This window comes from Cellulomonas gelida (genome assembly GCF_006538725.1).
In the GTDB taxonomy this organism is placed as follows: domain Bacteria; phylum Actinomycetota; class Actinomycetes; order Actinomycetales; family Cellulomonadaceae; genus Cellulomonas; species Cellulomonas gelida.
In genome coordinates, this window is record NZ_BJLQ01000032.1 from 1 (window position 1) to 12472 (window position 12472).

Below are 12472 nucleotides of genomic sequence, written 5' to 3' on the forward strand. Positions count from 1 at the left end.
TCGGCGGTGCGCGAGCCGCCAGTCAGCCGGCTCCGTGGTGCGCAGCCGCCCGACGAGCACCTCGCGCAGCAGCGGGTGGTAGCGGAACCAGGTGCCGTCGGGCCCGAGCGCGGTCACGAACGTGCTGTGCGGCACGAACGTCTCCCACTGCGCGCGCGCGGCACCGCCCGGCAGGATCGCGTCGACGAGGTCGGCGCACGTCGACCGGGTCACGCTCGTCATGAGCAGGACCCGCTGCACGTCCGGCTCGAGCTGCGACAGGACCTCCTCGACGAGGTACTCGGAGGCGTCCTGGTCCGGACGCGTCGCCCTGCCGACGCCGCCCGACGAGCGCAGCTGCAGCCGGACGCCGACCGCCCACCCGTCGGTGCCCTCGAGCACCCGCGCCACGTCGTCGCTCGAGAGCGTCTGCCCGCGCTGCGCCCCGAGCGCCGCGACGGCCTGCGCGTCGAACGCGAGGTCCTGGGCGACGACCTCCCCGAGCTCGTTCTCGACCCGCAGCCGGTGCACCCGCAGGAGCGGGTCGACGCGCGTGACGACGACCAGCCGCAACGGCGACGGGTAGCGCAGGAGGTCGTCGACCGCCTCGACCAGCGCGGGGCGGGTCACGTGGTGGAAGTCGTCGAGCACGAGCACCACGGGCTCCGGGAGGTCCTCGAGCGCCCGGAACAGGCGTGACCGGAACTCGGGCGACGCACCCGGCGGCACCCGCAACGCATGCAACGGGTGGTCGTCGGGCACCGCGTCGCAGGACCGGAGCGCCTCGAGGACGTCGCTCCAGAAGGCGCCCGGCGCGTCGTCGTGCGGGTCGAGCGACAGCCACACCACCCGCCTGTCCGTGGCGGAAGCCCACTGCGCGACCGCGACCGTCTTGCCCCAGCCGGGGCCGGCCGTGACGATCGTGAGGCGTCGCTCGACCACGCGCTCGAGCAGCGCCTCGATCGCCGGGCGCCGCACGACGCCCGCCTGGCGTGGCACCGTGCGGCGCGCGCGGGCCAACGCGGGCGCTCCCGGTGCTCCCCGGCGGACCGCCCCCGCGGTCGCCGACACCCTCCCGGCCATGTTCGCAGCCTAGGGGTCATCCACCCCTTTCGGGTGATTTGTCGAAGCGCGCGGGTCGCCACAGTGGGACGCGCGGGAGGTGGCACCGTGCGGTCCAGGATCATCGAGCTCACGATCGAGGGGCCCGTCAAGCACGCCCAGCTGGACGCGCTCGAGGAGTCCGGTGTGCGGCGCGCCGCCGCGCACACGGTTCTCGTGGCGGAGATCCGGGACACCGCGGCCCTGTTCGGGGTGCTGCAGCGCCTCGGCTCGCTGGGCCTGGACGTGCGGGGCCTGCGCACGCTCGACACGCACGACCCGCCCGAGGTGGAGATCGTCATCCGGGGCGCCCTGGGCCCGCTCATGGAACGGATGCTCGGCGCCGAACGGACCGCGACCCGTGCGAGCTCGCACACCTACCTGCTCGAGGACGCCGAGCTCGCCGACCTGCTCGCGCGGGTCGAGTCCGCGGTGCGCGCAGCGGACCACACCACACCCGACGCGTGGCTCCCGCTCACGCGCACCGACGGCACCGGGACCGCCCCGGTGCGTGAGGAGGAAGAGATGGATGTCGACCTGCAGGAGATGGGGCCCGTCGACTACCTCGTCGTCGAGTTCCCCCAGGACCGGCTCGACGGGACGGCGTTCCCGCTGCTCGTCGACCTCGTCGAGCGCGGCATCATCCGCGTGCTCGACCTCGCGTTCGTCCGCAAGGGCCATGACGGCGTCGTGTCCGGCGTGGAGATCACCGACCTGGACGTGACGGGCGACTTCGACCTGACCATCTTCGAGGGCGCTTCGTCGTCGCTCGTCGGGCAGGACGACCTCGACGAGGTCGGCGTGGCGCTCACCCCCGGCTCCGCGGCCGGCGTGCTCGTCTACGAGAACGCCTGGGCGGCCCCGTTCGCCACCGCGCTGCGCAAGGGCGGCGCCCAGGTCGTCGCCGGCGGGCGCATCCCGATCCCCGCGATCCTCGCGGCTCTCGACGCCGTCGAGACCGCATGAGCCACCCGACGTCCACCGCGACGTCACGACGTACGGCACCACGAACCACCAGGAGGACGACGTGCCAGGACTGATCCGCGGGGTCGCCCGCACAGCAGTGGTCGCAGGGACGGCCAGCGCGGTCTCGGGCCGCGTCCAGCGCCGCCAGCAGGGCCGTTGGGCCGCGCAGGACGCCGCGGCGCAGCAGCCCAGCTACGCAGCGCCCCAGCCCGCGTACGCGGAGCCGCAACCCGCCTACGCCGCACCGCAGACCGTGTACGCGGTCCCCGTGGAGGCGGCGGCACCGTCGATGGACGACAAGATCTCCCAGCTCAAGGAGCTCGCCTCGTTGCGCGACGCGGGCGTGCTGACGCCCGAGGAGTTCGACGCCCAGAAGGCCCGCCTCCTCGGCTGACGACGAGCACGCGGGCGAGCCCTCACGCCGCAGGCCGCCCCTGACGACCACGCCGACCGTCGGGGGCGGCCCTTCCGTGCGCGGCGTCAGCCACCGCCGGGGGCGGCCGTTCCCCGTGCGGGGTCAGCCACCGCCGGCGAGCTCGCCGGCCGCGGCTCTCCGCGCGCTCCCCTGGCCCGCCCCGTCACCGGTGCGGGCCGTGCGTCGTCGGGCGGAGGGCAAGGGATTCGAACCCTTGAGGACGAGAGGTCCCGCCCTAACGGTTTTCAAGACCGTCGCTTTCGGCCGCTCAGCCAGCCCTCCTCGCCGGCCTGAACCGGCGGCGACGAGTCTCCCACAGCCCCCACCCTCCCGACCCATCCGAGCCCTCGGCCGCACCATCGAGCGAGGTCGATGCAGGTATGGATGCAGAACAGCGGCGCCCCACCACGACCAAAGCTGCAGTCATCCCTGCATCGACGGGATGGCCGCACCGGGGACGGGGCCGCGCCTGGTGGCGACGGCGCGCGCAGCAGCGGGCGTGGCAGCCGGCGGGGCGGGCGTGGCGGCGGGGTGGGTGGGGGTCAGGAGGGGAGGTTGCCGGCGGTGATCGCGGTGGCGAACGTGGCGTGGTCGCGTTCGACCTGGTCGGCGTACGTCGCAGCGAACCGCGCGAACGCCTCGTCGGCCCGGGACGACGAACCCAGGTACGCCGCGATCGCGACGCGCTCCCCCGAACGCGCGTGCGCGCGAGCCAGCGTCCACGCGCACGCGCGCCCGTACGGCACGAGCGCCTCGGGGCGGATGCGCTCGACGTCGACCGCGCCCTTCCAGTCGCGCAGCTGGCGCACGTAGTACGCACGCGGCACGCCGTCGAGGCCCACCCTGTCCTGCCAGCCGAGGAACACGTCGCTCGCCGCCTGCATGAGGCGCTGCCCCTCGACCACGCGCCGGCCGGGGTGCGCGTACGGCCCGGGCGGGAGGTGCGCCTCGAGCACGGACGCGCGCGCCTCCTTCGCCTGCAGCACCAGGACGTCGTCCGACGAGGCCCCGACGAGGAGCAGCACCCACGCGCGCGTCCCGACGCTCCCGACCCCGACGACCTTGCGCGCCACGTCCACGACGCGGTATCGCGCCGCGAGGTGGCGCCGGTCGGCGGGCAGGCTCTCCCGCCACTGCTCGACGAGCTGCTCCATGCCCGCGCGGAACGTGACGACCTCGTCGGGGGTCAGGTAGCTGCTCGCCGGGACCAGCAGAGGCGGGTCCGAGACGAACCTGCGCTCACCCTCGGGTGCGAGCGTCGTCAGCCGCGCCGCCGCCTGCCGGTGGTCGCGTGACGTCGCGCGGCTCGTCAGGCGCTGCCAGCCGCGACGAGCGGTCGGGTCCAGACCCAGGCGGCGTCCGAGGCCGGCGTCCGCGGCGTCCAGGCTCGCGTACCAGACGTCGACCGCGCGGGCCTGCGCGAAGGAGCGGATCGCCTCGCGGTACTCGCGGGCGGTGCGTCGGCACGCGCGCCGCCGCGCGTCCTGGCCCAGCCCCAGGGCCCGCGCGGCCACCTCGATGCTCGCCACCAGCCGCTTCACGTCCCAGTCGAACGGGCCCGGGTGCGTCTCGTCGAAGTCGTTGAGGTCGAAGACCAGACGGCGTTCGGGGGTGCCGAACACGCCGAAGTTGCTCAGGTGCGCGTCACCGCACAGCTGGGCGAGCAGGCCGGTGTGCGGGCTCCCCGAGAGGTCCGCCGCCATGAGGCCCGCCGTGCCGCGGTAGAACGCGAGCGGTGACGCGGCCATGCGCGCATGGCGCAGCGGGATGAGGTCCGGCAGCCGGTCGACCTCCTGCGCGAGCACCTCCGCGACCGGGTCCCGGCCCGGGCGGTCGGTCGCGACCGCGGCCAGGCCCCCGCGGGGCAGTGCCGCGCGCGCCGCGCGTCCTCGCTCCGCGCCGGCCGTGACCGGTTCGACGACTCCCGACGTCGGGGTGCTCACACCGCCACCGTAGAGGCACGCCCGCGGTCAGGACAGCCAGGGCGTCGAGTCGTCCTCCCACCAGCGGTCCGGGCGGCCCGGCGTCACGACCTCGAGGCCGTAGAGCGCGGCGACGCGCGCGAGCCGCGCGTCGTACGTCGCGACCGCCGTCACGTCCGGCTGCGCGAGAGCGGTCCCCAGGTGCACGGCGACGAAGGGCGGCAGGACGCCCGCCACGTCGGTCGCGCGATTGACCGCCTGGTCGGAGATGCGCACGACCTCGATCTCCAGGAGCACGCGCTGCGCGATCTCCCGCGCCTCGGCGTCGTGCATGCGCGCGGTGCCGCGCAGCTCGCTCACGCCCAGCTGCGTCGTCAGAAGGTTCGGCCCGTTCTTCCGCGCCCACATCAGCCACGGCGCGCGGTTCGGTGCCCCCGGCAGGTACCGCGACAGCGCCGAGCCGTCCGCGTACACGCGCGGTCGTCCGACGGTTCGCTGGGGCACGATCCCATGATCGCCCACGCGCCGCGCTCGGCGCCGTGCCTTGCCCGCACGTCCCACGAACGCCGACGGCCGACCACCCTGAACACGGGTGGTCGGCCGTCGACGTCGCTGGTCAGCGCTGGCGCAGACGCTCCATCGCGAGCTGCACCAGGGCGATCAGGGCCTGCTTGGTGGCCGCACGCGAACGCGCGTCCGTGTAGAGGACCGGGACGTGCGCCGGGATGGCGAGCGCCTCGCGGACGTCGTCGAGCGCGTGCTTGGCGACACCGTCGAAGCAGTTGACACCCACGACGAAGGGGATGCCACGGCTCTCGAAGTAGTCGACCGCGGGGAAGCACTGGTCGAGACGGTCCGTGTCCACCAGCACGACGGCGCCGATCGCGCCGCGCACCAGGTCGTCCCACATGAACAGGAACCGGTCCTGGCCAGGCGTGCCGAACAGGTACAGCCACAGCGAGCCCGGCAGCGCGATGCGGCCGAAGTCCATGGCGACCGTGGTGGTGGTCTTGCGGTCCGACTGACCACCGGCGTCGTCGACGCCGATGGAGTGCTCGGTCATCGCGGCCTCGGTGTTGAGGGGCTCGATGTCCGAGATGGACCCGATGAAGGTCGTCTTGCCGACGGCGAAACCACCGGCCACGACGATCTTGACGACTGTGGGGGCGACGGCGCCAGCGGTTCCGGCCGGAGCGGCCACCGCGGCGTCAGAGGGCGGAAATGCCATTGAGAACACTCTCCAGCACGCTCAGGGACAGGGCGGGGGACTCACCGGTGTTGACCTCGACCGGCTGTGAGGTGTGCACGCGCACGAGCTGCTGATCGGACATGTCCGAGACCAGGATCCGGATCACGCCGATCGGCAGGTGGAGCAGTGCCGACAGCTCCGCGACAGAGATGTACGTGCTTGCCGCGTGCTGCAGGATCGCGCGCCGCTCGGGCGGCAGACCCTGACTCGACACTGCGTCAGGCAGCGCCTCGACCAACGCCTCGATCGGCAGGTCGGAGCGCGCCGAGCGCACGCGCCCGCCGGTCACGGCGTAGGGCCGGACCGTTCGGGCGACGTACTCGATGTGCTCGCTCATGAAGGATGGGCTCCTCAGACTGCCGGGGCTCGGGTAGCGCCGTCGACGGGGAGCTGGCCACGCATCTCGGAGATGAGCTGCGGGGTCAGGGTCGCCTCGGTGCGGGACACGAGCATGGCCATCTCGTATCCGATGAGGCCGACGTCGCAGCTCGAGTCGGCGACCACGGCGAGGACGGAGCCGTTCGAGACGGTCATGAGGAAGAGGAACAGCGTGTCCATCTCGATGATCGCCTGACGCACCTCCCCCGCACGCAGCTGCCGCGACGCGCCGCGGGTCAGGCTCGACATGCCAGAGACGATCGCGGCCAGCTGGTCGCCGCTGGTGCGGTCCAGCTGTTCCGACATCGCCATGAGAAGACCGTCGGCCGACACCACAAGCGTGTGGCGAGTGCCGGGCACGGTCCGGACGAAATTGTCCAGGAGCCAGCCGAAATTGGCTGCCTCGGTGCTGAGCGCGGTCACACTTCCTCCTTGCTGGTGCAGTCGACGACTGCGGGTTCGAACGTCCCCACGACGGGGGCGATGTGGGGAGCTGCGGTGGTGGTCATGACGAGCTCCGAGGCGAGTCGCCCGCTGCCTGACGGCCCCGGGACGTGCCGGACTGGAAGCTCGACAGGCGGCTCCGCAGCTCGTTGGGGTCACGCTGCGGGCCCTGGCCTGCGGCCTCGGAGGGCTCGGGGGCGATCGGCGGCATGGCCGTCGGGACGCGCTTGGTGAGGCGCTCGCCGGAGCTGTTGACGCTGGGCCGGTACGACGAGAGCTGGCTCAGCTCGGACAGCGCCTGCTCCTGGATGTCGGAGCGCAGCGCCAGCATCGCGGCGACGTTGTCGTCGAGCGTGCCGATGCGCGGAGCCACCGACTGCGGGACGACCGGGTTGGGGACGTCGACCGTGGTCGCGGCGGGCGTGGGCTGGCGGGCGGCGGCCCACTCGGGCGGCGCCCACCCACCGGCGGCGGGAGGCGTGGGCGCCACCGGGGCCGGCGCGTGCGGCGCCGGGGGCTCGGGGGCGGACCACGCGGACTGACGCGTGGGCTCGGCGGGCGCGGGCTGCTCCACCGGGACCGACGACGACCAGGACGGCGCCGCCGGCGCGGACGCCTGCGTGGGCGTGAAGCTCGCCGCGGGCGCCGCGGCCTGCTCACCCTTGCGGCGACCGAACAGGCCCCAGCGCTTCTTCGAGCCCTTGTCCTCGGACGCCGCGTGCTCGAGCTCCGAGACGCCGGCGGCACCGAACCCGGCAGCGGCACCCCACGGCGCGGCGGGGGCGGGCTGCTCGGCCACGGGCTGGACCGGGGCGACGGGCTGCGGCTCGACCGGGGCCGGCTGCGCCTCGAACACGGGCTGCGGTGCGGCGGGCGGGGCGTACGACTGCGCACCCTGCTCACCGTCGGCGATCGACGGCCACGCGGGGGCACCCCACGCCGGCGTCGTCTCGGCCCAGACCGGGTCCGCCTCCTGCGCGGGCTCGTCCTCGGCGAGGGCGGGCACCGTGAACGCCTCGTAGGCGGCCGGCTCGGCCGGGACTGCCTCGGCGAGCTGCTCGGTCGGCGCCTCCCACACGGGTGCCTGCCAGGCCGCGGCAGGCTCGACGGCCTGCTCGGGCTGGACGGCCTCGTGCGCGACCGGCTCGTGCGTGACGGGCTCGGCGACGGGCTCGTACGCGGTCGGCTCGTAGGCCACGGGCTCCGCGACCTGCTGGTGCGACACCGGCTCGGCCACGGGCTGGAAGGCTGCCGGCTCGTACGCGGGCGCCTCGGCCACGGGCTCGTATGCGGCGGGCTCGTACGCGGCAGGCTCGTGCGCGGCGGGCGCCTCGACGGCCGGCTCAGCCACCGTCGGCATCGCGCCGGTGTGCCAGGCGCGGGCCTCGTCGAGCGTGCGCTCGAAGTCGAACGGCTGCTCTGCCTCCGCCTGCGCGCGGCCCGCGGCAGACCAGCCCGCGTAGCCGCTGTACGACGTGTACGGCACCGGCGTGGGCGTCACGACGCGAGGCGCCTCCGCGACCGGCGCGGCGGCGAACGCGGCGGGCTGCTCGCTGGAGGGCTGGTACGTCTCGTCGGACTGTGCGGCGACGGCCTCGGCGAGCTCGACCGACGGCGCCTCCCACTGCGGGAAGCTGTCCGCGGTCGCCCCGGGGGCGGCGGCGCGTGCGACGAGCGGCTCGCCGATCGCGGCCGTCGGTGCCGGCTCGAAGCTCACCGGCTCGTAGCCCTCGGACTCGTAGGCAGCGGGCTGCTCGTAGCCGACAGGCTCGTACGCGGCAGGCTGCTCGTAGCCGACAGGCTCGTACGCGGCAGGCTGCTCGTCACCGGCCAGCTCGTCGGCCGCGGCTGCGGGCTCGTCCTGCGCCGCGGGCTGGTCGTCGTACGAGTGCTCGGCCTGCGCGTAGCCGGCGGGCTCGTACGTGAGCGGCGCGTCAGCAGGCTGCGCGTACTCGGACCGGGCGTACTCGGGCTGCGCGTACTCGGGCTGCGCGTGCTCGGGCTCGTAGGCGGACTGCTCGGCCTGGAACGGCTCGTACGCGACCTCAGCGGCGGGCGTCTGGGTCTCGACGGCCTCGTCCTCGTACGCGATCGGCGCGGCGGAGGCCTCGTGCTGCTCGGCGTACGTCGGCTCGGCGTGGGCCTGCTCGGCGTAGGTGTGCTCGGCCGGCGCCTCGTCCTCGACGAACGTCGGGGCCCAGTCCTGCGACACGGCGGCGGGCTCGGCCTCGGCGGCCTCGGGCTCGTCGTCGGGCACCAGGCCGGGGACCTCGAGCTGGGTCGGCGCGGAGTCCTCCGGGGCCCATGCGGGCTCGTCGTCCTGCGCGAGCGCAGGGACGTCACCGGCGGCGGGCGGCAGACCGTGCGCGCCGAGCGACATCCACGGGGCGCGCACCTGATCGCTGCCCTCGCCGTCGCCGAACGCGGAGCGTCCGCGGAACCCGGAGAACAGGCCGGCACGCGCGGCGGGCGTCGGGATGGCCGGCGTCTCGTCCGGCGCAGGCGCTGCCGGAGCCGCGGGGGTGATCGCGGGGGAAGCGGAGCGCGCGGCGCGGCTCGGCAGACCGGTGCCCGACACCGACTGCAGGGTCGCGGGGGCCCAGTCGGGAGCGGACGACGACAGGTCGGGCGAGAGCGTCGGCACCGCGGTCTCGGGCAGGACGATCGCGTTCTCGTCGAACGTCTTGCGCGGACGGGCCGGCAGCTCGCCGCCGCCACGCGTCGGCAGGCCGGAGCTCGCGACGGGGATGGGCGCGGAGTCCGCGGACGGCTCGCCCTCGCCGCGACGACGGCGCGGCAGACCGAGCGACGTCTCGCCGTCGGTGAGCGCGGCGAGGTCGACGGGTGCGACCTCGGGGGCCTCGGCGGCCGCGGCGGCGACCTCGGCCGCGATCGACGGGGCACCGTAGGCCGTGGACTCGTTGGAGGCGAACAGCGACGCGGGCAGGAGCACGGTCGTGTCGGTACCCGTGCCGCCCTCGGCCTTCGCCAGACGCACGGCGGCGCCGAGCTTCTGGGCGATGCGGCCGACCACGAACAGGCCCAGGCGCTGGGCGCCGAGCGCGTCACCGGCGCCGGAGGACACGATCTTCGCGTTCGCGGCGACGATCTCCTCCTCGGTCATGCCGAGGCCGTGGTCGCGGATGCGGACCGCGACGAACTGGCCGGACACGCCGGTGGTGACCGTGACGGGCGTCTCCGGCTCGGAGAAGACCGTGGCGTTCTCGAGCAGCTCGGCGAGCAGGTGCGCCGCGGGCAGCGCGTTGAAGCCGAGCATGTGCGGGTCGACCTGCAGGTCGAGCTCGATGCGGTCGTACTGCTCGATCTCGGACGAGGCGGTACGGATCACGTCGGACAGCGGCATCGAGTCACGCAGACGACGACCCGAGTCGATGCCGGCGAGCACGAGGAGCGACTCGGCGTTACGACGCATCCGGGTGGCGAGGTGGTCGAGGCGGAACAGGTTCGCCAGCGTGTTCGGGTCTTCCTCGGAGCGCTCGAGCGAGTCGATGAACGACAGCTGGCGGTTGAGGAGGACCTGGTCGCGACGAGCGACGTTGACGAACATCTCCGCGATGGACCCACGCAGGGCGGCCTGCTCCTGGGCGACGCGCACGGTGGTGGAGTTCATGGAGTTGAACGCCTGGGCCAGTCGACCGACCTCGTCACGCGAGTTGACGGGGATCGGCTCGAGCTGCACGTCCGGCTGCTCACCGGGGGTCGCCACCTGCTCGACGATCTGGGGCAGGCGCTCACGGACGTCGGAGGCGGCCGACGTCAGGCGGCGCAGCGGGATGACGATCGACCGGGAGACGACGAGCGCGAGGAGCAGCGACAGGACGAACGCGAGGATCGTGGCGGCGACGGTGACGTACGTCCGCTGGGTCGCGGCGTCCACGTCGGCGGCGGCGAGCACCTGCGCCTGCTGGATGGCGTCCTCGGCGACCCCGACGAGCGCGGTGGTCTGGGCCTCGACCTCCGCGGCGTAGGCGGCGGGGTCGACCTTCTGGACCGACTCGAGCTCGCCCGAGGCGAGCTGCGCGCGCTGGGAGATGAAGAGCGACGTGGGCTGGCCCTTGGGCAGCGTCAGGTCGCCGGGCATCCGGTTGAGCGCGATGGCGGCGGACGTGCGGCTGAGCTCGACCGCGTCGACCTTCTCCTGGTACACCGCGCCGAGCGCGGGGCTGATGGTGCCGGCGAGCAGGCTCGAGCCCTGGATCAGCTCGGCGACGAGGTCCGTCGACGTCTGCGAGAGCGTGCGGTACCCGGTGACGGCCGCGGCGACCTCACGGTTCGGGAAGATCTCCGCGAGCTGGGCGACGAGCTCGAGCTGACCGCGCTCGATCGTCTGGAAGTTGGCGCGGACCACGGAGGACACACCACCGCGCTCCACCGCGAGGCGTGCGGCGGGCAGAGTCGTCTCGTAGTCGGCCTGCACCGAGTCGAACTGCTGCACCAGCGCGGTGGGGAACCGGTCGAGCGGGAGCTTGGCCGTGTACTTGCGCACGTCGGCGAGCGCCACGTCCGTGGCGGCCTGCGCGGCCTTGATCGCCTCGGGGTCGTTGCTCGTCATCGACACGATGTACTCCGTGTCGATCGCCTGCCCGAGCGGCATGTACGCGCGCAGCGTGGTCGTGACGCTCTGCGTCGCGCGCGCCTCGTTCATCTCGTCGAGGGCGCTCACGGAGATGTAGACACCGAGAAGGACGAGCACGAGCATCGGCACGGCCAGTACGGCCAGCACCTTGGCTCTAATGCCAAGTCGTCGCAGCATCTCGTTCCCTTCCTCGCCTGACACGGGGCTCCGTCGGCGCGGACACGACGATGGATCACCCGTGCCGCAGTATCGGCCGTTGGACGATCGACCATTAGCCCGCGCCAGAGTTTGCCACGGACCTCACCCGGAGGGATACGACGAACCGGGACAACCTGGCACGCCCCGGCACGGGTTCGACCGTTCGAGGGGTCCGGATCGCCCGTAAGGTGCGGAGCGTGCGTGCCGTCGTCGTCGCCGAGCCGGGGGGACCCGAGGTCCTCGTGCCCCGCGAGGTGCCCGTCCCGAGCCCGGGTCCGGGCGAGGTGCTGGTCGCGGTCGCGGCCGCGGGGGTGAACCGCGCGGACCTCCTGCAGCGCGCAGGCGCCTACCCTTCGCCGCCCGGCTCGCCGCCGTGGCCTGGCCTCGAGGCCGCGGGGGTCGTCCAGGCCCTGGGTCCGACGACGGGCGAGGGTCCGACGACGGGCGAGGGTCCGGCCGCGTGCGCGGTCGGCGACCGGGTCGCGGTGCTGCTCGGCGGTGGCGGCTACGCCGAGCACGTCGTCGCCCCCGTGGCGCTCACGCTGCCGGTACCCGACGGCCTCTCGTCGGCCGAGGCCGCGGCGCTGCCCGAGGCGCTCGCGACCGTGTGGTCGAACCTGCGCGAGGCGGACGCCCGCGCGGGCGAGACGATCCTGGTGCGTGGCGGCTCGGGCGGCATCGGCTCGATCGCGGTGCCCCTCGCCCGGCTGCTGGGGCTGCGCGTCGTCGCGACCGCGGGCGGGCCGCAGCGCGTGGCACGCGTCGCGGCGCTCGGTGCCGACGTGGTCCTCGACCACCGCGCCGACGACCTCGCGGACCAGGTGCTCGCCGCGACCGACGGCCGCGGCGTCGACGTCGTGCTCGACGTGCTGGGCGCCGGCGGGCTCGAGGACAACGTCCGCGTGCTCGCGACCGGCGGCAGGCTCGTCGTGATCGGGTTGCAGAAGGGTCGTCGCGGGACGCTCGACCTCGGTGCCCTCATGGCCCGCCGCGGTCGCGTGATCGCGACGACGCTGCGCTCACGCGAGCCGGCGGACAAGGCACGGATCATGGCCGAGGTGCGCGAGCGCGTGTGGCCGTTCGTGCTCGACGGCCGGCTGCGCCCCGTCCTGCACGCGACGCTCCCGCTCGACGACGCGCGCCGCGCGCACGAGCTGCTCGAGAGCGGCGAGGTGTTCGGCAAGCTCGTCCTGCTGCCCTGACGGCCGTGCACGCTCCACGGC

Annotated in this window: 10 protein-coding genes and 1 tRNA gene; 3 read left to right on the top strand and 8 right to left on the bottom strand. The window is 74.1% G+C overall.

Features of this window, described 5'->3' with window-relative positions; genetic code table 11:
- On the bottom strand, window positions 1-1062 hold a 1062-nt coding region (locus CGE01nite_RS12885; RefSeq protein ID WP_371857585.1), incomplete at its 3' end, for a winged helix-turn-helix domain-containing protein.
- An 87-nt stretch (window positions 1063-1149) separates the two neighbouring features.
- On the opposite strand from CGE01nite_RS12885, the gene CGE01nite_RS17365 reads away from it, so the two are divergent.
- Together CGE01nite_RS17365 and CGE01nite_RS12895 are read left to right on the top strand one after the other, a co-directional pair.
- A complete protein-coding gene (locus CGE01nite_RS17365; RefSeq protein WP_229747300.1) occupies window positions 1150-2046 on the top strand; it encodes a DUF6325 family protein in 897 nt (298 codons plus the stop codon).
- Between the two features lie 61 nt (window positions 2047-2107).
- Window positions 2108-2440 (top strand): SHOCT domain-containing protein, encoded by a 333-nt coding sequence (locus CGE01nite_RS12895; protein ID WP_048342681.1) that lies wholly within the window; start codon window positions 2108-2110, stop codon window positions 2438-2440.
- Window positions 2441-2652: 212 nt separating this feature from the next.
- Here the strand turns inward: CGE01nite_RS12895 and CGE01nite_RS12900 are convergent.
- From CGE01nite_RS12900 to CGE01nite_RS12930, 7 genes are all read right to left on the bottom strand, one after another.
- Window positions 2653-2743, bottom strand: a tRNA-Ser gene (locus CGE01nite_RS12900).
- A gap of 260 nt (window positions 2744-3003) precedes the next feature.
- The gene (locus CGE01nite_RS12905; protein ID WP_141371313.1) at window positions 3004-4404 is read right to left on the bottom strand and encodes a DUF2252 domain-containing protein; all 1401 of its coding nucleotides are present in this window, start codon (window positions 4402-4404) and stop codon (window positions 3004-3006) included.
- Window positions 4405-4431: 27 nt separating this feature from the next.
- Window positions 4432-4887 carry a PIN domain-containing protein gene (locus CGE01nite_RS12910; protein WP_229747301.1) on the bottom strand — a complete coding sequence of 152 codons (456 nt, stop codon included), beginning with the start codon at window positions 4885-4887 and terminating at the stop codon, window positions 4432-4434.
- 112 nt (window positions 4888-4999) lie between these two features.
- Window positions 5000-5611 carry a GTP-binding protein gene (locus CGE01nite_RS12915; RefSeq protein ID WP_048342678.1) on the bottom strand — a complete coding sequence of 204 codons (612 nt, stop codon included), beginning with the start codon at window positions 5609-5611 and terminating at the stop codon, window positions 5000-5002.
- A complete protein-coding gene (locus CGE01nite_RS12920) occupies window positions 5592-5969 on the bottom strand; it encodes a DUF742 domain-containing protein (protein WP_048342677.1) in 378 nt (125 codons plus the stop codon). The genes CGE01nite_RS12915 and CGE01nite_RS12920 overlap by 20 nt, the downstream gene beginning before the upstream one ends.
- 14 nt (window positions 5970-5983) lie before the next feature.
- Window positions 5984-6433 carry a roadblock/LC7 domain-containing protein gene (locus tag CGE01nite_RS12925; RefSeq protein ID WP_048342676.1) on the bottom strand — a complete coding sequence of 150 codons (450 nt, stop codon included), beginning with the start codon at window positions 6431-6433 and terminating at the stop codon, window positions 5984-5986.
- A gap of 82 nt (window positions 6434-6515) precedes the next feature.
- On the bottom strand, window positions 6516-11228 hold the full coding sequence (locus CGE01nite_RS12930; RefSeq protein ID WP_141371314.1) for an ATP-binding protein: 4713 nt from the start codon (window positions 11226-11228) through the stop codon (window positions 6516-6518).
- 218 nt (window positions 11229-11446) lie between these two features.
- Here CGE01nite_RS12930 and CGE01nite_RS12935 point away from each other — a divergent pair, with 218 nt between their 5' ends.
- Window positions 11447-12451: a zinc-binding dehydrogenase gene (locus CGE01nite_RS12935; protein ID WP_141371315.1), complete on the top strand. Its 1005-nt coding sequence runs from the start codon at window positions 11447-11449 to the stop codon at window positions 12449-12451.
- Window positions 12452-12472: the final 21 nt, after the last annotated feature.